Source organism: Methanoculleus methanifontis, from assembly GCF_030464365.1.
Taxonomy (GTDB): domain Archaea; phylum Halobacteriota; class Methanomicrobia; order Methanomicrobiales; family Methanoculleaceae; genus Methanoculleus; species Methanoculleus methanifontis.
In genome coordinates, this window is record NZ_VCYI01000010.1 from 21,979 (window position 1) to 46,044 (window position 24,066).

20 protein-coding genes are annotated in these 24,066 nt (G+C 60.7%); 6 read left to right on the top strand and 14 right to left on the bottom strand.

What is annotated here, in order from left to right:
* Window positions 1-5: 5 nt before the first annotated feature.
* Both carA and carB read left to right on the top strand, forming a co-directional pair.
* Entirely contained in the window at window positions 6-1,061 is a 1,056-nt protein-coding gene (gene carA / locus FGW20_RS08380) for a glutamine-hydrolyzing carbamoyl-phosphate synthase small subunit (protein ID WP_301677633.1), read from the top strand.
* Entirely contained in the window at window positions 1,061-4,231 is a 3,171-nt protein-coding gene (carB, locus tag FGW20_RS08385) for a carbamoyl-phosphate synthase large subunit (protein WP_301677634.1), read from the top strand. Before carA ends, carB begins: the two co-directional genes overlap by 1 nt.
* A 139-nt stretch (window positions 4,232-4,370) precedes the next feature.
* On the opposite strand, the gene FGW20_RS08390 is transcribed toward carB, so the two are convergent.
* The 4 genes from FGW20_RS08390 to FGW20_RS08405 form a co-directional block, all read right to left on the bottom strand.
* Window positions 4,371-5,198 (bottom strand): glycine betaine ABC transporter substrate-binding protein, encoded by an 828-nt coding sequence (locus FGW20_RS08390; RefSeq protein ID WP_301677635.1) that lies wholly within the window; start codon window positions 5,196-5,198, stop codon window positions 4,371-4,373.
* A gap of 521 nt (window positions 5,199-5,719) precedes the next feature.
* Window positions 5,720-6,592, bottom strand: a complete 873-nt coding sequence (locus FGW20_RS08395) for a glycine betaine ABC transporter substrate-binding protein (RefSeq protein WP_301677636.1) — start codon at window positions 6,590-6,592, stop codon at window positions 5,720-5,722.
* 387 nt (window positions 6,593-6,979) lie between these two features.
* On the bottom strand, window positions 6,980-7,825 hold the full coding sequence (locus FGW20_RS08400; RefSeq protein ID WP_301677637.1) for an ABC transporter permease: 846 nt from the start codon (window positions 7,823-7,825) through the stop codon (window positions 6,980-6,982).
* Complete coding sequence (locus FGW20_RS08405) at window positions 7,812-9,071, bottom strand: quaternary amine ABC transporter ATP-binding protein (RefSeq protein ID WP_301677638.1); 1,260 nt, start codon at window positions 9,069-9,071, stop codon at window positions 7,812-7,814. Before FGW20_RS08405 ends, FGW20_RS08400 begins: the two co-directional genes overlap by 14 nt.
* A gap of 423 nt (window positions 9,072-9,494) precedes the next feature.
* Here FGW20_RS08405 and FGW20_RS08410 point away from each other — a divergent pair, with 423 nt between their 5' ends.
* The gene (locus FGW20_RS08410) at window positions 9,495-10,682 is read left to right on the top strand and encodes an argininosuccinate synthase (RefSeq protein ID WP_301677639.1); all 1,188 of its coding nucleotides are present in this window, start codon (window positions 9,495-9,497) and stop codon (window positions 10,680-10,682) included.
* 8 nt (window positions 10,683-10,690) lie between these two features.
* Here the strand turns inward: FGW20_RS08410 and FGW20_RS08415 are convergent, their stop codons facing one another.
* Entirely contained in the window at window positions 10,691-11,095 is a 405-nt protein-coding gene (locus FGW20_RS08415; RefSeq protein ID WP_301677640.1) for a pyridoxamine 5'-phosphate oxidase family protein, read from the bottom strand.
* Between the two features lie 508 nt (window positions 11,096-11,603).
* Between FGW20_RS08415 and FGW20_RS08420 the strand changes: the two genes are divergently transcribed.
* Together FGW20_RS08420 and FGW20_RS08425 are read left to right on the top strand one after the other, a co-directional pair.
* The gene (locus FGW20_RS08420; RefSeq protein ID WP_301677641.1) at window positions 11,604-13,100 is read left to right on the top strand and encodes a methanogenesis marker 14 protein; all 1,497 of its coding nucleotides are present in this window, start codon (window positions 11,604-11,606) and stop codon (window positions 13,098-13,100) included.
* Between the two features lie 12 nt (window positions 13,101-13,112).
* Complete coding sequence (locus FGW20_RS08425) at window positions 13,113-13,346, top strand: hypothetical protein (RefSeq protein ID WP_301677642.1); 234 nt, start codon at window positions 13,113-13,115, stop codon at window positions 13,344-13,346.
* 588 nt (window positions 13,347-13,934) lie between these two features.
* On the opposite strand, the gene argF is transcribed toward FGW20_RS08425, so the two are convergent.
* From argF to FGW20_RS08445, 4 genes are read right to left on the bottom strand one after another with little or no spacing between them, the layout of a single operon-like run.
* Window positions 13,935-14,864, bottom strand: coding sequence for an ornithine carbamoyltransferase (gene argF / locus FGW20_RS08430; RefSeq protein WP_301677643.1), 930 nt, complete (start codon window positions 14,862-14,864; stop codon window positions 13,935-13,937).
* A complete protein-coding gene (gene purD, locus FGW20_RS08435; RefSeq protein ID WP_301677716.1) occupies window positions 14,861-16,153 on the bottom strand; it encodes a phosphoribosylamine--glycine ligase in 1,293 nt (430 codons plus the stop codon). The genes argF and purD overlap by 4 nt, the downstream gene beginning before the upstream one ends.
* 26 nt (window positions 16,154-16,179) lie before the next feature.
* Complete coding sequence (gene pyrE / locus FGW20_RS08440; RefSeq protein WP_301677644.1) at window positions 16,180-16,692, bottom strand: orotate phosphoribosyltransferase; 513 nt, start codon at window positions 16,690-16,692, stop codon at window positions 16,180-16,182.
* Complete coding sequence (locus FGW20_RS08445; RefSeq protein ID WP_301677717.1) at window positions 16,686-17,186, bottom strand: CDP-2,3-bis-(O-geranylgeranyl)-sn-glycerol synthase; 501 nt, start codon at window positions 17,184-17,186, stop codon at window positions 16,686-16,688. Before FGW20_RS08445 ends, pyrE begins: the two co-directional genes overlap by 7 nt.
* 141 nt (window positions 17,187-17,327) lie before the next feature.
* Between FGW20_RS08445 and tes the strand changes: the two genes are divergently transcribed.
* Window positions 17,328-18,797: a tetraether lipid synthase Tes gene (gene tes, locus FGW20_RS08450; protein WP_301677645.1), complete on the top strand. Its 1,470-nt coding sequence runs from the start codon at window positions 17,328-17,330 to the stop codon at window positions 18,795-18,797.
* A gap of 723 nt (window positions 18,798-19,520) precedes the next feature.
* On the opposite strand, the gene FGW20_RS08455 is transcribed toward tes, so the two are convergent.
* The 5 genes from FGW20_RS08455 to FGW20_RS08475 all read right to left on the bottom strand — a co-directional run bounded on the left by FGW20_RS08455 (window position 19,521) and on the right by FGW20_RS08475 (window position 24,058).
* On the bottom strand, window positions 19,521-20,459 hold the full coding sequence (locus tag FGW20_RS08455; protein ID WP_301677646.1) for an ornithine cyclodeaminase family protein: 939 nt from the start codon (window positions 20,457-20,459) through the stop codon (window positions 19,521-19,523).
* Window positions 20,460-20,738: 279 nt separating this feature from the next.
* Window positions 20,739-21,410 (bottom strand): roadblock/LC7 domain-containing protein, encoded by a 672-nt coding sequence (locus FGW20_RS08460; RefSeq protein ID WP_301677647.1) that lies wholly within the window; start codon window positions 21,408-21,410, stop codon window positions 20,739-20,741.
* A 4-nt stretch (window positions 21,411-21,414) separates the two neighbouring features.
* Window positions 21,415-21,762, bottom strand: a complete 348-nt coding sequence (locus tag FGW20_RS08465) for a roadblock/LC7 domain-containing protein (RefSeq protein ID WP_301677648.1) — start codon at window positions 21,760-21,762, stop codon at window positions 21,415-21,417.
* A 14-nt stretch (window positions 21,763-21,776) separates the two neighbouring features.
* Window positions 21,777-23,144: a Ni/Fe hydrogenase subunit alpha gene (locus tag FGW20_RS08470; RefSeq protein WP_301677649.1), complete on the bottom strand. Its 1,368-nt coding sequence runs from the start codon at window positions 23,142-23,144 to the stop codon at window positions 21,777-21,779.
* Window positions 23,141-24,058, bottom strand: a complete 918-nt coding sequence (locus tag FGW20_RS08475; protein ID WP_301677650.1) for an NADH-quinone oxidoreductase subunit B family protein — start codon at window positions 24,056-24,058, stop codon at window positions 23,141-23,143. Before FGW20_RS08475 ends, FGW20_RS08470 begins: the two co-directional genes overlap by 4 nt.
* Between the last annotated feature and the right edge of the window lie 8 nt (window positions 24,059-24,066).

Here is a 24,066-nt window from a genome sequence, read left to right on the forward strand (position 1 = left end):
AATTCATGAAGGCGGTTCTGGGTCTTGAAGACGGAACATTTGTTGTAGGGGATGGTTTTGGCGTTGAGGGGACATGTTCCGGCGAACTCGTCTTCACGACGCAGATGACCGGGTACATGGAGGCATTGACTGACCCCAGTTATGCCGGACAGATTTTGATGTTTACGTATCCCCTCATCGGGAACTATGGTGTAGATCAGCAGAATTTCGAGAGTCCGATGGTTCATGCGCGGGGCTGCGTCGCGCGTGAGATCGCCGCGGTACCCGCCGCGCTCCCCTCGGTTGCAGAATATTTTGAAGAGAACGGCCTTCTCGGGATATCGGGCGTCGATACCCGCAGCCTGACGATAAAGACCCGGACGGTCGGCACGCTCAGGACATCGCTCATCGTCGGGAGTGATGACGGAGAAGAGGCGGTCAGGCGCGCCCGGGCAGCTCCCCCGATCAGTGACGTCGACCTCATCGGGAGCGTCTCCTCTCCCGAGCCCTACCGGATCGCAGGTCCCGGAAAGCGGATCGCCGTCATCGATCTCGGTGTGAAGCGGCACATCCTTGAGAGCCTTGGCCACCGGGGTGCCGACATCCACGTATTTCCGCACACCGCCGCGCCGGACGAGGTGATGGCCGCAGAGCCCGACGCACTCTTCGTCAGCAACGGCCCCGGCGACCCGAGGCGGGCTACGCACGCCATCCGGTGCGTCCGGGATCTGGCCGGCGAGGTTCCGGTCATCGGGATCTGCATGGGCATCCAGGTGGCCGCGCTCGCGCTCGGTGCCGAGACCTACAAGATGAAGTTCGGTCACCGGGGAACAAACCAGCCGGTCCGCTACAAGGACGGGAGCATCTACATCACGACGCAGAACCACGGGTTCGCGATGGACGAAGAGACCCTGCCCGAGGGATGCACGGTCTCGTACCGGAACGTGAACGACGGCACGGTTGAGGGGTTCGAGAACCGTGATCTTGGCATCACCTGCGTCCAGTTCCACCCGGAGGCGCACGGCGGCCCCCGGGACACGGAGATGCACTTCTTTGACCGTATATACAGGGAGATCCCATAATGCCGAAGAAATCTCATATTAAGAAAGTTCTCATCATCGGTTCCGGCCCCATCCAGATCGGGCAGGCGGCCGAGTTCGATTTCTCGGGGTCGCAGGCCTGTCGCGCGCTCCGGGAGGAGGGCGTCGAGGTCGTCCTCGTCAACTCGAACCCCGCGACGATCCAGACCGACCCCGATACCGCGGACGTCATCTACATCGAGCCGCTGAAGGCCGAACTCATCGCGAAGATCATCGCAAAGGAAAAGCCCGACGGGATCCTGAGCGGCATGGGCGGCCAGACCGGCCTCAACATGACCGCGGAACTCGCGGAGATGGGTGCGCTCGACGGTGTCGAGATCCTCGGGACGCCGCTTGAGGCGATCTACCGGGGCGAAGACCGGGAACAGTTCCGCGACCTGATGAACGCCATCGACGAACCCGTTCCCCGGAGCATGATCATCGAGCACATGAACCAGATCGACGAGGCGATCCGCGAGGTCGGTCTCCCGGCGATCATCCGGCCGGCATACACCCTGGGTGGTTCCGGCGGCGGCGTGGCGCACACGCCCGAGGAGATGCGGCGGATATGCGAGCTCGGGCTCGCTCGCTCCCGGATCCATCAGGTGCTTGTGGAGGAGAGCGTCGCCGGGTGGAAGGAGATCGAGTTCGAGGTGATGCGGGACGCGTCCGATACCTGCATCATCGTCTGCGGGATGGAGAACGTCGACCCGATGGGCATCCACACCGGTGAGAGCGTCGTCGTCGCGCCCATTCTCACGTTGCGGGACGATGAGTTCCAGACGCTCCGGACCGCCGCGATAAAGATCATCCGGGCGCTCGACGTCCAGGGCGGCTGCAACATCCAGTTCGCCTACCGCAACGGCGACTACCGGATCATCGAGGTGAACCCTCGTGTCTCCCGATCGTCCGCGCTCGCTTCCAAGGCGACCGGCTACCCGATCGCCCGGGTTGCGGCAAAGATCGCGATCGGGCTTCGGCTCGACGAGATCATGAACACCGTGACCGGCGTCACCCCGGCATCCTTCGAGCCCGCGATCGACTACGTAGTGGTGAAGGTGCCCCGGTGGCCGTTCGACAAGTTCGGGTCGGCCGACCGGACGCTTACCACGGCGATGAAGAGCACCGGCGAGGTCATGGCAATCGGGCGGACGGTCGAGGAGGCGTTCAAGAAGGCGCTCCGGTCGCTCGATAACGATATGCAGCGGCACACGAACCCAAGCGAGATCCGGATGATCCTGACGTCCCCGACGGACGAGCGGTTCGGGTGCCTCTTCGACGCCTTCCGCGAGGGCTTCACGATCGAGGAGGTTGGCGAACTCACGGCAATCACGCCGTTCTTTTTAGAGAAGATCAAGAACATCGTCGACCTTGAACGGAAACTCGAGACCGATTTCGAACCGGAGGACGTCAGAATCGCCCGGCGCTACGGTTTCTCGGACGAAGACCTCCTGGCGCTGACGAAGAAGACCGCCGCCAAGATCGAGGCGCTCTCCGGAACGCCGACCTACAAGATGGTGGACACCTGCGCCGCCGAGTTCCCGGCGACGACGCCCTACTTCTACTCCACCTGGGAGGAGGGGTGCGAGCTCGTCCGGGACGGCGCGAAGAAGGTGCTGATCCTCGGTTCCGGGCCGATCCGGATCGGCCAGGGGATCGAGTTCGACTACTGCACCGTCCACGCGGTGATGGCGCTTCGCGAAGAAGAGGGGATCGAGGTCCATATCGTCAACAACAACCCCGAGACGGTCTCGACCGATGCCGACACCTCCGATCGGCTCTTCTTTGAGCCGATGCAGCTCGAGGACGTCGTGAACATCCTCAAGAAGGACGACTACTACGGCGTCATGGTCCAGTTCGGCGGCCAGAACTCGGTGAACCTGGCCGTGCCGCTGGAAGCGGAGATCAAACGTCTCGGTCTGGCGACGAAGATCCTCGGCACGTCGCCCGATGCCATGGATGCGGCGGAGGACCGCGACCGGTTCAGCCGGCTCCTGACCAGGCTCGATATCCCGAGCCCGGCGAACAGTTCCGCCTACTCCGAGGAGGAGGCACGGAAGATGGCCGGGGAGATCGGCTACCCGGTGCTGGTCAGGCCGTCCTACGTCCTCGGCGGCCGGGCGATGGAACTCGTCCACGACGAGGCCGAACTCGAGAGTTATATCAAGGAGGCCGTCCGGGTGAGCCGGAAGCACCCGGTGCTGATCGATTCCTTCCTCCAGAATGCCGTCGAGGTCGACGTCGATGCGGTCTCTGACGGGACGGACGTCCTGATCGGCGGCATCATGGAGCACATCGAGTGGGCCGGCGTCCACTCCGGCGACTCGGCCTGCGTCATACCGGCGCAGTCCCTCTCGCCCTCGGTGATCGCGCGGGTGCGCGACTACACGAAGAAGATCGCTCTCGGCCTCGGGGTCTTCGGGCTGATCAACATCCAGTATGCCGTTAGAAACGACGTGGTCTATGTCCTGGAGGCGAACCCGCGTGCGAGCCGGACGGTGCCGTTCGTCGCGAAGGCGACGGGCATCGCGCTCGCGAAGATCGCGGCGAAGGTGATGGTGGGGCGCAAACTCGCCGATATGGATGTTGCCGAACGGGAGATCGAGCACGTTGCGGTCAAAGAGGTGCTCCTGCCCTTCAACAAACTCCCCGGCGTCGACACTGTCCTCGGCCCGGAGATGAAGAGCACCGGCGAGGTGATGGGCATCGATTACGACTTCGGCCGTGCCTACTACAAGGCATGCACTGCTGCAGAGAACACCCTGCCGACGAGCGGCAACGTCTTCATCTCGGTGACGGACGAGCAGAAAGAGGAACTCCTGCCGGTCGCCCGGAAACTCCGGGGACTCGGCCTCTCGCTCTACGGGACGAGCGGGACGGTCGACTTCCTCACCCAGAACGGCGTCGAGGCGAACCTTGTGCGGAAGGTCCAGGAAGGTTCCCCGAACGTCATCGACGCGATGCGTTCCGGCAACATCCGGCTGATCATCAACACCCCGGCGGACAAGGCGTCCCGGCAGGATCACATCCAGATCATGCGGGCCGCCGTCGATTACGGCATACCCTACATCACCACCCTCCAGGCGGCGCGGGCGGCGGCGATGGCGATCGACGCCATCAAGCGCGAGGAGATCACCATCGAGCCGCTCGGGCACTACCACGGGCTGGCGTAACAGGGTCTTCCCACATTCTTTTTTCCGGGTGCGTTTCTCAGGTGAGGATACCCGGTTAGCATAGTCCAGAGTGGGTTCGCCCCAAACGGGTCTGCAACCCTCTGCTACAGGTTTACCGGAATGTCGGTAAAAAAGAGTATTAGTTTTCGCCGATCCATTCGGCGACCTGGTCCGGATGAGCATCCACCCAGGCCTTTGCAGCGTCCTCATCGGATTCACCGTTCTCGATGGTGAGCATCACCGACTCCATATCGGCTGGAGTCCAGTGGAATCGCTCAAGGATGCCGTAAACGCCAGGCTTCTCCTCTGCAAGCCCTTGCCGGGCAAGCGTTCCGATATATTCCTCGCCACCATAGACGCCTTTCGGGTCATCAAGGTACTTGAGGTCCCAGCGGGCGAACTTCCAGTGCGGGTTCCAGCCGGTCACGGCGATCCACTCCTCGTTCTGGATGGCCGACCTGAGTTCTGCGGCCATGCCTGCGCTGCTGCTGGCAAGGAGCTCATACTCAAGTCCGTACTCGGTTATCGCCTCTTCGGTGTTCTGCACGACCCCGGAACCCGGTTCGATACCGATGATTGTACCGTCGAATTTGTCCCTGACGCCGTTAAGTTCCTCGATCGAGTCGATGGTCACGTAACTCGGAACCACAAGACCGATCTTTGCGCCCTCAAGGTTCTTACGGACGTGGTCGACATCATCGCCAAACTGCTCCCAGTAGTTCGCCTGTGTGGCCGGGAGCCAGGCTGAGACCGTACAGTCGAGATCGTCTTTCGCAATCGCCTGGTAGAGCAGTCCTGCATCGACAGCAACGATCTCTACGTCGTATCCGGCCTTCTCAAAGACCTGTTTGAGCACGTTGGCGCTGGCGATCTCCGAATCCCAGGTAACATAGCCGATGCTGACCTCACCCTTTGCGGATTCGGTTGCCTGTGTGTCGGTGCAACCGGCTGAGAGGAGGCAGAACATCAGGACGATGCCTATACCTGTCAGTCTAAATAATTTCCTGGTTATTTGAGCCATTATCTTTCATCACTTCTCAGTTTTTGTCAGGAGACGACGGGTTAACATTCAGAGCCTGGATGCGGGGTTGTGGGCTCTCAAAGAGTGTCCTGAATGGTAAGTAGTTGGACACAACTGAAGATAACTGCGCGCCACTCCTGGCGTTTTGCATCCCCGGGCAGAAAGGCTTGTTTTTCCCCCATTTACATTGGGGTTCGGTTCTACTTAGTGTTCACGACTCTGTTGAACCCGTTTTTCTGACCGTGTCGAGAGCAGGGACGTTGCCGGATACTGGTGGTAGGCCTCATCCACCGATACAGTTCGGTCTCAGGTTCTCGTTTCTGCTCCCGCGTTTCCCTTCCCGTTCCCTTGTAAAACAACCTGCGATTGTTCTCCTGGAAGAGGATGGGATATACTTGGAAGGCGTGGTCACTTGACTGACTGCAGATCAATCCTGTTCGATGTTCTGGGGATAAAAAAAGTGGGGGTTATGCGTTCCCGAGCCAGACGTCAACCGTGTCGCGGTTGGCATCGACCCACTTCTGCGCGGCTTCCTCTTCAGGCATGCCGTCCGCGATATCGGTCATGACCGAGGCGATATCATCGCCGGTCCACTCGAACCGCTCAAGGATGGCGTGGGCCTCCGGGTCGTCGGTCGCGAGATCCTGGCGCGCAAGGGTCACGATATCCTCGGCTCCGCCGTAGACGCCCTGTGGGTCGTCAAGGAACTTGAGGTCGAAGCGGCCGAACTTCCAGTGCGGCGACCATCCGGTCACCACGACCCACTCCTCGCTGCTGATGGCGGAGGAGAGCTCAGCCGCCATGCCGGCGCTGCTGCTTGAAACCAGCTCGTAGTTGAGATCGTAATCATCGATGGCCTGCTCGGTCCGGGTCATGATGCCCGCACCGGGCTCGATGCCGACGATCCTGCCGTCGAACTGGTCAGAGACGTCGTTCATCTCCTCGATCGAGTCGATGGTCACGTACTCCGGGACGACAAGCCCGATCCGTGCCGCTGCGGGGATGTTTTCGTTGACGTAGTCGATCTGATCACCGTACTCTTCCCAGTAGTGCTCGTGGGTGTGCGGGAGCCATCCGGTCGTCGTGAAGTCGACGTCCCCGCTGGCGAGCGCCTGGAAGAGCGGTCCTGCGTCGACTGCGACCATTTCGACATCGTATCCCGCTTCTTCAAAGACCTGTTTCATTACATTGCTGCTCGCGATGGCGCAGTCCCAGGTGACGTACCCAATACTGACCTCCTTTGCCTCAGCTGGTTCCGTACCGGTACAGCCGGCGGAGAAGAGGCAGAGCGTCAGAATTAAGCCCGTTAGTGCGAGCAGGCTTCCAATTTTTCGAACCATAATTCACCTTGTAGATTTTTGTCCCGCCAGAAGGCAGGCAGATTACATTCCGAACCCGGCAGTGTGGGGTTCCGGGTTCTTACGAACAGTCCGGGACGGCGGTTCGCCGATGAGCCGGACATAGAGCAGAGGTGGCGGTAGACGCCACTCCTGGCGTGTTTGCACCCCAGGGCAAAACGGCCAGTTTTTGACCGGTTCAACTTATGGACCTAACCATATTTAGACTTTACGGGTTCCGACCGGCAAACGAGACTCTCCGGAAACTGGGTTTTAAGGGGTCTCCGACCGGGAAATCATACCCGACATACAGGTGGTACCTTTGTTCCACCGTCGTCTGGTGTCCGGGGAGTACGCGAAAAAACATGGGTCTGATCGGGCCTTTCCCGGTCACGACCTCTCATTGTGCTGCGGCACGAGGTTCTGGGTGATCCTGTCGAGGATTATCGCGATGATCACGATGGCAAGCCCCGCCTCGAACCCCCCGCCGATATCCACCCGCTGGATGCCCACGAGCACCTGGTAGCCGAGCCCTCTGGCACCGATCATCGATGCGATGACGACCATGGAGAGGGCGAGCATGATGCACTGGTTCACCCCGGCCATGATGGTGGGAAGCGCAACCGGGAGCTGCACTTTGAAGAGTTTCTGCCGGGGCGTGGAACCGAAGGCGTCCGCGACCTCGATCAGCTCGGTCGGCACCTGCCGGATCCCGAGGTTGGTGAGGCGCAATGCCGGCGGTATCGCGAAGACGACCGTTGCGATGGTGCCCGGCACGTTCCCGATGCCGAAGAAGATCACGGCGGGGATGAGGTAGACGAACGAGGGCATCGTCTGCATGAAGTCGAGGATCGGCCGGAGCGCTGCATTGAGCGTGTCGCTTCCTGCGGCCGCGATACCGAGCGGGATCGATATCGCGAGCGCGACGATCGTCGAGACGAGGACGAGCGCCAGGGTGAGCATGGCCAGGCTCCAGAGCTGGAGATCCCAGATCAGCAGCAGGCCGAGTGCGGTAAGCCCTGCCAATTTGATGTCGCGCCGGGTGACGAACCAGACCAGCACGCTTACCAGGACGATCAGGATCGGTGCCGGTATGGCGATCAGGATGCTCTGAAAACCGCCGATGAGGAACCCGAGCCCTCCGCTGATGGCATCGAGCAGCCAGCCGAAGTACTGCTCGATCCAGTAAACGAGCACTTCGACGGCATCTCCCACGGGGAGTTTAGGCAGTTGCATTGATATCCTCTCCCTTTCGTGCCAGAGCACCAAGTATGGCGCCGCGCGATATGACACCCCTGAGCCTGCCGGTATCGTCTACCACCGCCACAGGATAGGGGCTCTCAACGATCAGCGAGATGATGTCGGAAAGCGATGCATCGGGAGCCACGGCGGGAACGTCGGTGATGAGGATGTCAGCGAGCTGTTTGCCCTTCTTGACCGCCTCGGCGGCGGCGTCGAGCGTCACCCGGCCCTGGAGTATGCGCTGACGCGTGATCACGAATATCCCCGGGATGTCGTGCTCCTCCATGAGGTGCAGGGCAACCCTCGGGCCCGCGGTGCACTGGGCGACCGGCTCGGGGCGGCGCATCACCTCGCTTGCCGTGAGAACCCTCGTGAGGTCGACGTCGGCGACGAACTTCTCGACGTAGGCGTTCTCGGGGTTCGTCAGGATCTCCTCCGGCGTGCCGATCTGCACAATTGCGCCGTCCTTCATCAGGGCGATCCGGTCGCCGAGTTTCAGGGCCTCGTCGAGGTCGTGGGTGACGAAGATGATCGTCTTGCCGAGCCGCTGCTGGAGGTCCAGCAGTTCGTCCTGCATGTCCCTGCGGATAAGGGGGTCGAGAGCACTGAACGCCTCGTCCATCAGGAGTATATCCGGGTCGCTGGTGAGCGCGCGGGCGAGCCCGACACGCTGCTTCATGCCGCCGGAGAGCTCCCCGGGCATGCTCCCCCCGTAGCCCCCGAGCCCCACCATCTGGAGCACTTCCTCGGCTTTTGCGTGCCGTTCTTCCGCCGGAACGCCCTGGATCTCAAGGCCGAAGGCGACGTTGTCGAGAACTGTCTTGTGCGGGAGGAGAGCAAAACCCTGGAAGATCATCCCGAGCTTGCGCCGCCGGGTCGTTCGGAGTTCTTCCTGGCCCATGCCGACGATGTCCTCACCGTCAAGCAGTATTTCGCCCTCGGTAGGGTCGATGATTCGGTTGATGCAGCGCAGGAGCGTTGATTTCCCGCTTCCGGACAGCCCCATCAAGACGAACGTCTCGCCCGGTATGACGTCGAACGAAACGTCATCGAGGGCCAGCGTCGAGCCGGTCTCCTCGTAGATCTCCTGTTTCGAGCGGCCTCTTCTATGGAGTTCCAGTGCTTTTTCCGGGTCCTGCCCAAATACCTTGGTCAGGTCCCTGACGCTGATTATTGGTTGTAATGATCTTGTGTACTCTATGGGTATCTCCTCAAAAATGACGGACCCCTCCAGCTTCACGATTTCTATGTTATCTGCTTTATAATTTCGGGTTCCTCAAATCGAGCAGAAATAAGTTCAATTTTCGTTTTTCTTGCATTCTTCATCCTTTTCGCTGATGGGCCGCAGTCATGGTGGCTATCTCGAATTTTATTCGCTCTTTGCCGTTAATTCGTTCTATAGCGCTCGCTAGTCCGAATTCTGGCATCCCAGCCATCAGCTCCCCGATGACCCCGGCCGCGCAGGTAAGCCCCGGGGTTGCACAATCACCCCGGCAGCGCCTCCGGGCTCTTTGTGCCCAACCCGCTGGCATAAAAACAGGTAATGGATGGAATTTCTGCCGGGCCAGCCATACCATTTCTTTTATTGTGTGAAAGGTCATATCAATGTAGATCACTCCGGTCTGCCGTCAGGCAGGGAACCAGGAACGCGGAGATCAGTATCATGGAAAAGCGAAAAGTCGTCCTAGCATTTTCAGGAGGTCTCGACACCTCCATCTGTATCCCCCTCCTGCGCGAGCACTACGGGTTCGATGAGATCGTCACCGTTGCCGTCGACGTTGGTCAGCCCGAGGAGGAGATCGCGCGGGCAACCGAGAAGGGCCGGATGCTTGCAGACAACCACTACACCATCGATGTGAAGGAGATGTTTGTAGCGGACTGCATCTTCCCCTCAATAAGAGCGAACGGGTCATACGAGGGTTACCCGATGGGCACGGCGCTTGCCCGCCCGCTGATCGCCGAGGAGATCGTGAAGGTTGCAGAGCAGGAAGGCGCCTCGAAGATCGCGCATGGGTGCACCGGCAAAGGAAACGACCAGCTCCGGTTTGACTTTATCTTCAGGTCTGCCGGGTATGATATCGTTGCGCCGATGCGGGAGATGAACCTGACCCGCGAGTGGGAGATCTGCTACGCGCAGGATCATGATATCCCGGTGACGGTGGCGAAGGAAAAGCCTTACAGCATCGACGAGAACTGCTGGAGCCGGAGCATCGAGGGCGGCAAACTTGAAGATCCTGCCTTCCACCCGCCTGATGATATCTACGCCTGGACGGTGTCGCCGAAGGATGCTCCCGACGCGATGGAAGAGGTCAGTATCGAGTTCGTGCAGGGAATCCCGGTCGCTCTCAACGGGAAAGAACTGCCCGGCCTTGCCCTGATCAGGGAGTTGAACAAGATCGCCGGAAGGAATGGTGTCGGCCGCAATGACATGGTCGAGGATCGGATCCTCGGCCTGAAAGCGCGCGAGATCTATGAGCACCCGGCTGCGACCGTTCTCCTCGCCGCACACAGCGACCTCGAACGCCTCGTCCTGACCCGTTCGGAACTCGCGTTCAAGCATATCGTCGACGACAGGTGGTCCGAACTTGCCTACATGGGGCTCGTGCACGAACCGCTCTTCTACGCGCTCAACGCGTTCATCGACAAGACGCAGGAGCGGGCGAACGGCACCGTGGACGTCGGCCTCTACAAGGGCAGCGTGAAGGTGCTCGGCCGGAGCTCGGATTCCGCGCTCTACTCCGACGATCTGGTGTCCTTCGACTCGAAGACGCTCGACCAGAACCACGCCGTCGGGTTCTCGAATTACTTCGGCTTGCAGGCGCGCCTGCTGAAAAACCTCAAGAAGTGTTGAAGGGGTGCTTAACGCACCTTCTTCCCGGCTTCTTTTCCCGGCGTGCACTCGAAGACGTCGGTGATCTTGATGACGATGAGCGATTTCGCCGGGTACTGGTGGCCCTTCGTCCTCACCTGGTCGCGGAACTTCTCGTAATCGGGGCCGGACGTCTTGATCTCTGTCGCGCCCTTCACCTGGAAACAGCGCTTGGTCTCCTGGTCGTAGAAGTAAAGCGCCGTGATGGGATTCTCTTTGAGATTCTCAAGCGTCTTTACCATGTAGTTGTCCATGATCCAGACGGTGTCGTCGCCGACGAGCTGGATCGATGCCATCGGCGCCACGTTCGGAACACCGCTCTTGGATGCTGTGGCCATCGGCATGACTTTGGTTTTCGTAAATATCTCCTTAATATCATCTGAAAGCGCAACCATACGGTTCACCTCTCCCTGGAAGCGGAACGGGCACGACGGAGTGCCGCAGCCTGTCCGGTAATGTGGTTATCCGCGCTGTCGATATATAAGCACTCTGCCGGAACCGGCAATGCAGGCCGTTGGACGATGATCCGCGATGGCGGCAGGACATGCTCGTGCCGGTGCGAAATCTCCCACGGTCTGTTATACTGGACTTTCTCTTCATTACAGTTGTTTGATCGTTGCCAATCGCGATTAATGCAGTTGCATTCATTCCGCTCACGACGCGAGGCGCAACGCCTTCTCACGCTCTTCTCCCGGCACAGCAGATAACAAAGTCTCCACAGATTCTCGGATTTGAACCAGGACGCCGACCATTGCCTGAATTAACAAATCTTGCTGGAGAAGCCGAAATACAACTCCGGGAGCCGGAAGAAGCATTTCCCCGGGAGTTTCCTCCCTCTTCAGGTCACCGGAGGTATATGGAATCATGGAAAGGTATAAAGTGGGAGACGGGGAAACGACTACTATGTGTGCCCGCTTTTTGGAGCGCTTTTTCAAACCTGCACCCCACATCGTCGAAAGCCCGCCGCCGCCGTCGATCTCCCACGGGCCGGGCGTGGGTGTTCCCGAGTACCGGGTAAAGCCCTATTTTATCGTGGCTTCTGTTGAGATGGGCAATACCACGACAAAGTGCATTCTGACCGGCACGAATCTCGAAACCGGCAGGTCGTATGTCATCAACAAGACCGTGACCATGAGCCGCGATGTCCGGGCACCGAAACCGGGCGAGACGATCTTCGGGGCGACCCTGGACGGCACGGAACTGACCCGGGAGTCGGTTACGGAACTGGTGCGCGACACCCTGATCCAGTGTCACAACGAGGCTCACCTGAGCATCAAGGACGATCTGGATTTCGTCGTACGGAGCACCGGCGTCGTGGCGGCGATGGACTCTCCCGACCAGGTCGGGGACTTTGTCATTGCTCTTGCGAACGGCTGCCTCGAAGCAGGCGTTCCCCCGCGGAAGATGACGCCGCCGATGTCGATCGACAACCTCCCGCCGAAACTCCGGCAGTTCTCGTTTGCCGATAAAGTGGTCTTCGTCGGTGCGGTGGCTGGTGTTGTGCCGCCGGTCGGTTGTACGGGCGTCGAGATGGTGGCGAACGAGATGGAAGGCGAGCTTGCGATGGCGGGGATCAAGGAGGGTGCAAAGTGGACGGCGGTCGACTTCCGGAACCCCTGCATATCCATCGACTTCGGGACGACGCTCGACGGTCGGATTACGAGCGACGTCGCCCGCGATGACCCAAACCCGTTTGCCCAGACGACGGGGAACTTTTGCGGGCTCGCGGGCGCCATACCGGATGCGATCGTCCGGGGCACCCGGCTCGTGAGTGACCAGACGGGTACCGCGCTCGACCTCTTCGGCGACCACAGCATCAAGGGTGCGTTCGGGGGCAGAAAACGTTCTGTTGTCGAGGAGTATGTCGACCGTTGCCACGAGCACATCGATATCCGGATTGTTCCCACCGACCGGACGAGGTTCGGGCGGGTTCCGGTCTGCGCGGACATGGCCGACAAATCGGGTGTCGCTCTCATTGGATGCGACTCGGGCGTCAACGGCAGCGGGATGCCGGATCTTGAGGCAATCGGGCGCGATATCCACGAGAAACACGGCGTGGCGATGCTGACCGAGGTCGTCGACCGGGTCTGCGCGAGGATGGCGCTCCGGCTCATCGACGTCGCCGTCGAGAGAGGGATGGTGCCACCGAACTCGTCGATCGGGTTCACCGGGCGTGCGGCGATATCGGGGAGGAAGCCCGAGTACATCATCGAGGGCATCACGGAACGGAACCTCTACGACACCCCGAACGACCACCTGGTCTTCGTGGACGACGGCCTTGCCCGGGGAGCGGCACTGATGGGCCGGTGCATGAACTCGCTCGGGAAACCGAAAGCACCGCTCGGCGGCGTGCGGGGAGGGCCATGTATTATGTCCCGCCGGATCAAAATAGGAAAGTAGGATCTGGTAACCATGGCTGAAGAAGAACTCTACGATATGCTTGTTCCCCCCGGTGTGCCGCGGAAGATGATCTACGACGTCGTCGAGAAGTATGACGTCGAAGTGGTGCGCAGGCAGCAGAAAATGGCGTTCGCGAACATGGACGGAGACGCACGGGAACTGATTGCGTTCCGCGGCAAACGAGAGGTCGTCGAAGAGGTGCAGAAGTACCTTTTTGAGCAGCTCAAAGAGTTCGTCGCGGAATAACTGCATCTTCTTTTGTTTGTGCGCCGGGGGTTGACGCCGTGAGGCGTGGTCCTGGGGTGCACAGTGAAGGCCGGGCAGTGGTTTGAGGACAACTCCTCTATGGGAATAAACTGAAACCTGGTTTTCTTCGCCTCACCCGTACACTGGACCGTGGGAGTATCGCCACGGAGGGGGGTGGGGACAAAGGGGAGTGCGAGCGCAGCGAGCATGAGAAACTCGAAGAGTTTTGAGGGGGGAATACTCCCCCCTTCCCACCTGACGGTGTTCGAACTCCGTTCCTTCGCACCTTCGGTGCTCACGCTCCGGTTCTAACGAACCGTCGCGCTTCGGAACATCGCACTCCCCGTCAGCCCCTCGAAGAACTTCGTTCTTCTCGTGCTCCTGCCCTTCGGCCAGTCGCACTCCCCCAACGGCGATATCCCCACGAAAGCCGTGCATCGGGATAGGCGGTATTTCAATAAGAACAGAGCCCTAAAAAAATCTCTGCACGGGCTCCCTCCACCAGAGGACACCATGACCCCCCGGCCGGAACGAGCCCATAAGCGATCTCACCCGTCGAACCCCGGGTGGATCGGCCGCGAAGATGTTTTACTCGACCGATGTCATCCCACCGCCGATCAGGCGCACGAGCAGCGCCTTCTGCGCGTGGAGCCGGTTCTCGGCCTGGTCCCAGACGATGCTCTGCGGCCCTTCCATCACCTCGTCGGTGATCTCCTCGCCCCGGTGGGCGGGGAGGCAGTGCATCACGAGCGCGTCGGGGGATGCCTGCGCAAGGAGGCGGGAGTCTATCGTGTAGCCTTTGAGCGCCTGCAGCCGCTCGGCACGCTCCTGTTCGTCGCCCATCGAGACCCAGATGTCGGTGTAGAGGACGTCCGCGTCCCTGACCGCTTCTTTTGGGTCTGCGACGATGGTGACCTTCCCTCCCATTGCCCGTGCCCGGTCGACGATCTCGTCCTCCGGCTGGTAGCGCGGGGGGCTCGCAACCGCAACCTCCATCCCGGTCAGGGCGGAGGAGAGGATCCACGAGTTGCAGACGTTGTTGCCGTCCCCGACCCACGCGAGCTTCAGGCCGTGGAGATCGCCGAACCGCTCGCTGAGGGTCATGATGTCGGCCAACACCTGGCAGGGGTGCAGGCGGTCGGAAAGGCCGTTGACAACCGGAACGTTCGCGTAGCGAGCGAATTCCTCGATGGTGGCATGGCTGTAGGCACGGATCATCACCGCATCCACATAGCGGGCAAGCACCCGTGCCGTGTCCCGGATCTCCTCGCCCCGTCCGAGCTGCATATCCTGGGGGTTCAGGAAGAGTGCGTGGCCGCCGAGATCGGATATCCCCACCTCGAACGAGACCCGGGTGCGGGTGGACGCCTTCTCGAAGATCATCCCGAGGCTCTTGCCCCTCAGGAGTTCATGCGCGGTTCCTGCAGACTTCAGCCGCTTCAGGCGCACCGCGTCGGCGACAATGCTCTCGAGTTCGTGCTCGTCAATATCGAGGAGCGAGAGAAAATCTTTCTTCATGCAATCTCCCTCATGTGCCGGCACCTTTTTTCGAGGATCTCGGGTGTGCCGATGTCCCTGCGGTGAAAGACGCTTCCTGAGACAGAAGACGCCGCCTGTTCGGCTATCGCTTCGGCCTCTTCGAGCGTCTCGCCCCTCCCGACGAACGCGAGCGTCCGCGACGTCAGGGTATGAAGCGTCCCGTTCTGCTCCTCGACGCTTGCGTAATACAGCAGGGCGTCGCCGTAGTCGCCGAGGGTCAGCGGCTCGTTAGCCCTCGGCGCCTCCGGATAGCCCTCGGGGACGAGATACTTACAGACCGTAGCCTTGTTCGCGAACCGGACGTGCGACGCCGCAAGGTCGCCCTCGATGATGTGGCCGATAATCCCGGCAAAGTCCGATTCCAGGAGCGAGAGGACGTTCATGGCCTCGGGGTCACCAAAGCGGGCGTTGAACTCGATGACTTTCGGGCCTTCGCGGGTGTTCATGAACTGGCCGTAGAGAACCCCCCGATAGGGCGTTCCCTCGGCCCGCATGGCCGCGACCGTCTCTTCCATGATCCGGAGGGCTGTATCGTAGTCCCGGTGGGAGACGAAGGGGAGCATGTGATCCTCCAGGGAGTAAGAGCCCATACCGCCGGTGTTCGGTCCCACGTCTCCTTCGTATGCACGCTTGTGATCCTGCACGAGCGGCATGGGCACCAGGTGCTCGCCGTCGACGAACGCCTGGAGGGTAAACTCCTCCCCTACCAGCCGCTCTTCCAGGACGACGTTCCCTCCGATCTCCCGGGCGTACTCGACCGCCCCCGCCACATCGACGTGTTCGCCCATGATCCGCACGCCTTTCCCGCCGGTGAGCCCGATCGGCTTGACCGCGAGGTCGCCGTCGTAGGACTCGATGAACCGCCGCGCCTCCTCCGGGTCATGGCAGACGCGGTACTCCGGGCACCCCGCGATACCGTGCCGCTCCATCAGCCGGCGGCAGAACGCCTTGTCCGTCTCGATCCGGGCCGCGGCACGCGTCGGCCCGAGGGACGGTATCCCCGCCGCCTCGAGGCGGTCGACGATGCCCGCCTCAAGGGGGGCCTCCGGCCCGATGACCGCAGCATCAACTCCGCAATTGGTGGCGAATGGTAGTATTTTCTCGATATTGGTCTCTTTTTCGAGGAGCACCCGCTCCGCGACCCGGGCAATCCCCGGGTTCTTGCGTGCCATGACAGAAAAAATCTTCGTGTCACTGTTGCAGGAAAGCGCCCTGGTGATCGCATGCTCCCTGCCACCACCGCCTACAACGAGTACTTTCATATCCATCATATTTACCCGCTCTTAAAAAATGTTTATCCGTCCAGCAGTTCGCTGACCCGCACAAGTGCAAGGAGAGACGCGCCTTTTTCTGCAAGCGCTTCGAGAGCGCCCGCTTCCCGGTCGACGACGGTCACTACCCGGTCGACGTGCGCGCCCGCGGCACGAAGCGCTTCAAGACCGTAGAGGGCGCTCCCCCCTGATGTGGTCACATCCTCGACCAGCAGCACGTTTTTCCCGGTAACATCGCCGATGATCGTCCCGGATTTTCCGTGACCCTTCTCCTCCTTCCTGATGATGGCATACGGCCGGCCGCTCGCGAGCGAGACGGCGACGGCGATCGGTACGGCACCGACCGCTACGCCGGCAACCATCTCGAAATCTTCCCTTTCGGCAATGGCTTTCCCGATCTCCCTGAGGATGGCGGGGTTCGTTGTCGCAGCTTTTATGTCGATGTAGTAAGAACTCTGGGCTCCCGAGGCGAGGACGAACTCCCCAAACTCGATAGCCCCACACTCAAGCAACAGTGTCGCGATTGGGTTTACCATGGTACCTCTTTAACTCCGATGTAATAACCGATAATATTCACCACCCGGTGCAGGAGAGGCGTCATGACGATGATCCAGACTGCAATGGGTATAGTGATGTTCCAGGACAACCACAGGGGGTCGAAGATGAGGAGCAGCAGGAAGGAACCGACGACCAGGTCATACTGGTCGGCCAGGAACCAGGATTCGCCCCGTCCTTTCCCGAGCCTCCGCTTCAGGAAACTCTTGGCGAGATCGCCGAGGAGCGCGCCGGTTGCAAGGAGGGTGACGGAGAGGAACGTCTGCTGGGGGAGAGCACCCAGGCTGAACGCAGTAACTGCCCAGATCTCGATGAGACCTACCAGCACCCCCGAGAGGATGCCCCCGAAGAATCCCCGGTATGTCTTTCCGTCGCCGAAGATCCTCCTCCCGTCGGAGAACGTCCGCCCGAGATCGATAGGTCTCCCGCCGCCGAAGAGTGCGGCTGCTGAGTTCGGCACGTATGCCGGAAGCATGATCCAGAGTGCCGCGAGCCCGGAAAAAATCCAGTAACCGATGTCTGAATTGATAACTGTCAATACTCAGTATAATCAGTAAATATAAAGATTAAAGTGTCGAAATATGAGATAGAATGAGTAGGTGGGCACGGTGAGAGAATGCTAATTAAAAAGACAAAGAGCCTCTGCCCAACATGTGGTCGCGTGCTCGACGCGGATGTCGTTGAGGAGGGGGGGAAGGTCTGGCTGGTCCGGACCTGCCCGGAACATGGTGCGTACCGGGGCCTCTACTGGTCCGATGTGGAGATGTACCGGAGATTTGAAGCTTACGAACGCATCGGAAACGGGGTCTCGAACCCGCAGAAGACCGGTTCCCTGGCAGGATGCCCGAACGACTGCGGTGTCTGCGAGAACCACCGGTCGACGACGCTGCTCGCGAACATCGATCTGACGAACCGGTGCAACCTCAACTGCGACTTCTGCTTTGCGAACGCCCGGGCCTGCGGCTATATCTACGAACCGACCTTCGACCAGGTCGTCGGGATGCTGCGCATGCTGCGCGAGGAAAAGCCAGTCCCGGCGCCTGCCGTCCAGTTCTCGGGAGGCGAGCCGACGATGCGCGACGATCTGCCCGAGATCATCCGGAAGGCAAAAGAACTCGGGATGTCCCAGGTGCAGGTCGCGACGAACGGTATCCGGCTCGCACAGGATCCCGACTACGCGAAGCAGCTCAAAGAGGCCGGGCTTTCCACCGTTTATCTGCACTTCGACGGCGTCACGCGCGAGACGAACTCGAAACTCGCGAGTGACCGGCGAGCAATAGAGAACTGCGAAAAGATTGGCCTGGGGGTGGTGCTGGTGCCTACGGTCATCAATGGCAGGAACGACCACGAAGTGGGCGCCATCATCAAGTACGCCGCAGAGCACATCGGGATCATCCGCGGCGTCAACTTCCAGCCGGTGTCGTTTACCGGGGCCGCAAGCGAGGATGACGTCAGGAAAGAGCGGATCACCATCCCGGAACTTGCGGAACGGATCGAGGAGCAGACGGACGGCGTAATCAAGAAAGACTACTTCTACCCGGTGCCCTGCGTCGTCCCGATCTCGGAGCTCGTCGAGGCCTACACCGGTAAACCCCAGATCTCGTTCACCACGCACCAGCACTGCGGCGCAGCGACCTACGTCTTCGTAACCGATGAAGGGATGGTTCCGGTCAACAGGATGGTGGACGTCGACGCCTTCTTCGAGTCGGTCGAGAAGATGACGGCGAAACTCGCGAAAGGCGGATCGATCAACAAGTACGTGACCCTCGTCGAGGGGGTCAAGGATCTCTACGGCTCCACAAGGAAGGCGGAGCAGAAGAACACCGGGGAGTTCATGAAACTGATTGCAAAGGCTCTCGTGATGCAGAACTTCGAGGCCCTGCGCGAGTTCCACTGGAACGCTCTCTTCATTGGCACGATGCATTTCATGGACAAGTACAACTACGATCTCTCCCGGGTGCAGCGGTGCTGTATCCACTACGCGACCCCCGATGGTCGTCTGATCCCGTTCTGCACCTACAACAGCGGCCCGGTCTACCGCGAGCAGGTCTGGAAAGCCTTCGCAGAGCCCCAGAAGGACGAGTAACTCGCCTGCCTTATACGAGATGGGGAGGAGTGACTGCTCGCTCGCACCTAACGGTGCTCAAGCTCGCTTCGCTCGCACTCCCCCCCGGCGGCTTTTTATGTGTACCCTATCTTTTGCGCGAAGTATTGGAGATTGTAACTTCGCTGAATCTGGTGTGGGTGGGGGCTATTGATAGAGCCTTACGCGATAGAGACAGGGGGGATGCTCCTGCCGTCCTGGCAGTCGCGCTCTGGAACATCGCACTCCCCGTCGGCCCCTCTCCCGATGGCGATACCCTCACAGCCCAGTGTACGGGGAGTACCTGGAGAAGAACCATGCACGGCTGCCCACCGGGTATCGCCATGACTGCCCCCGCCCCCTTGGGGGCGGGGGAGGAGGCCGAAGGCCGGGCGGGGTGGGGGTTACAGATATACCGAAGTGGTGGGTGATACCGGGAGAAACCATATGCGATAGAGACAGGGGAGGGGGGCGTGTCCCCCCTCCCCGTCAGCCCCACCCCAGTGGCGATACCCTCACGGTCCACTGCACCGGGGAGATACTGGAAATGTGATGTATGCGCCCCCAAGCATGTTTTCCCCATCGCCTATCGCCATGACTGCCCCCTTCCAGCGTGGCGGGGAGGACCGGGCGGATTTCTCCCCCTATAAGGCGGGGGCAAGCCCGGCAAGGGGTCATCTTCATTCATACAGCATGGACACCCCATCACCCGGCCTCGTGCAAGCGTCACGGGAACGGCAGTTCGTACTCCGCATCGTCCCGCAGGACGAGGGCGGCGATGGCGAGGTCCTGGATGGCAAGCCCGGTGGAGTCGAAGATCGTAATGGCGTCCGGGGACGACCGTCCTTTCTTCCCGACGACGACCTCGCCGAGGATTCCCGCGATTCGGGCGGGGTCGTAGTTCCCGGTGCTGATCGGGACGTTGACCTCGCCCGAGTGGGTCGCCTGGCCGGGGTCGTCGACGAAGACCTCGGCTTTATTGAGGATCGCGGGATCCAGTTCCTGTTTGCCGGGGGCGTCCGCGCCGATCGCGTTGATGTGCGTCCCTTCGTGGATCCAGTCCGCCATCACGACCGGTTTCGTCGACGGCGTCGTCGTGGTCAGCACGTCGCAGTCACAGGCGCGCTCGATTGGGACGCTCCGGGCATTGTAGTCGGAGTAACGCGCTGCAAAAGCCTCCGCACTCTTCTCAGTCCTGCTCCAGACCAGGATCTCCTCGATCGCGAGCGAAGCGGCCGTCGCCTCGACCTGCGCCTCCGCCTGCCGCCCGGCCCCCACGATCCCGAGGGTGACGGGATGGCGGGGCGCGAGATACTTCGCCGCAATGGCGCCCGCCGATCCGGTGCGCAGCGCAGTGAGTTCGGTGGCGTTGATGATCGCCGTCGGAATACCGGTTTTTATATCGATGATGATGGTGAGCGCCATGACGGTGGGAAGGCCTCTCGTGCGGTTATGCGGGTGGACGTTAACGATCTTCACCCCGGCAATCCCCCGGGACGGGAGGTATGCCGGCATCGTCCGGAAGTCCCCGTCCTCGACGAATGTCACGTAGACCTTCGGCGGCATCTGGACGCCGCCTCTCCCGTGCTCGGCAAAAGCCGCTTCAATTGCCGGGTTTACCTCGGCGTACGGCGGGTATCCGGCATGAACCGGGTAATACTTCATAGGGCGATCACCCTATGGCGCCGGCGCTCCTCCTTGCGGGGCTGCCGGCAGGGTTGACTCGTCGTTCTCCTCGATCTGATGGAGAGATGCATAGGACTACTCCGGTGGGCGGAGATATCAACTGTTTGGTGCGGGTGGATCCGGTGCATTCATGCACGCTCCGGGAGACCCTGCAGCAGAGCAGGATGGGACGTGCGCGGGATTTCCCGAAAATAGGCTCGTGTATACTGTTGATGGAGTTCACCGGGAGAGAGTGGAGGTGCCGGAACCGCCTTTCTCTTACTCGGGGTTGTCCCGCATTCCCCGTATCGAGAGCCGGATCAGGCCGAGGTTGGCATCCGGCTTTGCGAGGATGCAGAGGGAGAGGTCGCCGTAGGGTGCGATGATGAGCTTCCCTGCCGGTGTCTCGAGGATTATCTGGGAGAGATCGCCCATCTCCATGTCGCCGGTGATGCGGGTGCCGGCACGGAGCAGGTCTTCGGCGACCGCGGCCACCTGCTCGAAGTCCCCGGATCCGAGCGACTGAAGGGCAAATCCCTCGTGGAAGACCGAGACTGCAACGACGCCCGGCTGCCGTGCGATCTGGTCGAGGCCGGCTGTCTCCGCGGATCCTATCCGGGAAGAAGGTTTTGCACCCTCCTCGCTGATCAGGCATCCGGCTTCACGGGAAGCCTCCCGGGCAGCCTCGGTCTCCTCAACGGTGTAGGCGATGAGTTCGGATTCAAGCGACGGCCGGTCAAGCAGGTATCTGTACGCTTCGTCCCCACTGAGCAGCAAACCGTTGCTGCTGTTCTCGAACGCGGCTGCATAGGGCTTCCCGCTCTGAACCAGGACAAAACCGGTTCCTCCGGTCTCGCTGACGCGCACCGCTCCGGTGAACTGAGGGCTGATTGAAGCAAGGGCCGAGAGAGGCCCCTGCAGTCGTCCAAGTGAGATGCCGTCGGGTAGCATCGTCTCACAGAGCAGCAGTTATCCGATCCCTGTTCTTCTTCAGTTCGTAGCGGATTCTCCCGACATTAACGTTCGCGTTCGCCACAATGGCGATCAGCTCGTCCTCCGAGAGCGGGGAGAGCAAGATAGGGCCGTTCTCCAGTTCGATGAGCATCTGGTTCATCTCGCCCTTTCCGAGTTCGTCGCTCATGGCTTCAGACGTACCCATGCCTGTCGATGCCATGGCGCCCAGGGCCTCGACGTCCACGTCCCCGGCAACGACGCTCTCGATCACAAAGCCGTCCCGTCCCGCCACGACTGCGGCGGTAACTCCGTCAAGTTTCAGGAATTCTCCCAGGATCTGTCTTAACATGTTTTCTCTCTCTCCTATGTTCTTCGAATGCACTCGATCTTGAGGGGCATCCTCCCGATTGCGTGCGTTGCGCACGAGATACAGGGGTCGTACGCCCTGATGATCATCTCAATGCGGTTTGCTGCCCCGTCGGTCAACGCTCCGTTCTCCACCACACGGCGTGCCATATCCTCCACGCCGCGGTCCATCCCGTAGTTGTTCTGGCAGGTTGCCACGATCAGGTTGCACCGCTCGATGACGCCGTTTTCATCGACGGTATAATCGTGGATCAGGGTTCCCCGGGGTGCCTCGATGAGCCCGATACCCCGGCGGTTCACGACTGCTCCCACAGGCGTCCGGATGTCTGAGCCGGTGATGCCCGGGTCGGAGAGCAACTGGACGGCCTGCTCGCACGAGGCGAGGAACTCGATGTAACGTGCCAGATTGTATGCGAGCGTGGCCTGGGTGACGGTGCCGAACCGCTCGCGGTACTCCGCGAGAGCAGCGTCCGCGTGCTCTGTGCCCATCTTCTGCACGATGTTGAGCCGGGCGAGCGGCCCGACCCGGTAGTAATCGCCGCCTTTGAACCGGGCGAACTTCAGGTACGACCAGTCCTCCGAGTACTCCTCGATGAAGTTCGTGTAGTCTTGGCCCGAGAACGAACCGATCTGGCCTCCGTCCGGGCCGAGCATCATCGCAGGCCCCTCATAGGTCGAGTAGACCCCGTTGTTGGCCATGCCTAGGAACCCGGTGGTTACGGCCCCGAAATCCGTATCGACGCCGTCGAGGAGGCCGCGGGCGAGATCCCACCCTTCACGCGCGATCCCGAGCACCTCATTTGCCATAGTGGTGAGTTCTGCTTTCTTCCCTTCCGTGAGCGGCGTCGACATCCCGCCGGGCAGCGCGTTTGACGGGTGGATGGGTTTGCCGCCGACCGCTTCCGTCAGGCGCTGACCGAACTTCCTGACCGCGATCGCCTTTTTCGCGAGATCCGGCGAGTGGCGGGCAAGCCCGATGACGTTCCTGCTCTCCACCGGTGCATCGTGGCCCAGGATGAAGTCCGGAGCCGCGAGCATGAAGAAGTGGAGGGCGTGAGAGTGGATGAACTGCCCGATGCTCAAGAGCTCCCGGAGTTTCTTCCCGGTTGCAGGCGGTTCGACGCCGAAGATCTGGTCGGTCGCCTTCGCTGCGGCCAGGTGGTGCGCCGAAGGGCATATCCCGCAGATGCGAGGCGTTATACGGGGTGCTTCCTCAATCGAAGCGCCGATAAGGAACTTCTCGAACCCCCTCAGTTCCACGACCTGGAAGTGGGCCGAGTCGACCTGCCCCTGGTCGTTGAGGTAGATCCTGACGCCTGCATGACCCTCGATCCGGGTCACCGGGCTGATTGTGATCTCTTTCATCTGCTCCTCTCCTTTACCAGATCCCGGATCTTTGAGTTCTCCTTGTCCTCCATGATCAGGCTCCCGATGGTGAAGGCGTACATCGTGTGTGCGACGTCGTAGAGTTCCTTCTCCACTTCTTTCTGCGGCTTACCGGTGAGATCCGAAATTCTCCGCGCCATCATGCCGTAGATGTCCCGACAGGGTTCGCGAAGGATGTCAAGCGAGGGGCCGTTGCACCCGTGGCACGGGATGTTGTTTTTGGGGCACGACGCCCCGCATCTCCCGAAGGTGACGCTCCCGAGACAGAGGTAGCCCTGCCCGAGCAGGCAGTGCTCGCGGTCGGGAACACCCTCGTGCCGGCGCTTGAGCGTCCAGTTCTCGACCGGCCCCATGATTCTGTCGCATTCCGAACAGACGGACTTGCGCGAGAGTTCGAGGGTGTCTCCCGCGACCATTGCCGGGATGATCTGTTTCAAGAACGCCTCTTTTGGCGGGCAGCCCACGATGTAGTAATCGATCTTCACGAGGTCGCCCACCGCGAACGCCCGGTAGAGGAACGGCGGCACGTCTGTTGGGATAACCCCGTCGGGCTTCGTCGTTTCAACCTCCCGGTAGACGCAGGAGAAGAGGTCTTCGTTCGAGCTCAGCATCGAGAGACCCGATACTCCCCCGTAGCAGGCGCAGGTTCCTAGTGCGACAAGCGTCTTTGACCGTTTCCGGATCTTTTCGAGGCGTTCGCGGTTCTCTTCATTTCGGACGGCTCCGGTCACGAATGCGATATCGATATCCTCGGGAGGTTCCTTGACGTCCATGATCACGGGGGAGTAGACGATGTCCGCTTCCGCGATGACGTCAAGGAGCATTTCATGGAGATCTAGCACTGCGATCGTGCATCCCGAACACCCTGCCAGTTCTTCAATAGCGATCTTCATCGTCCTTG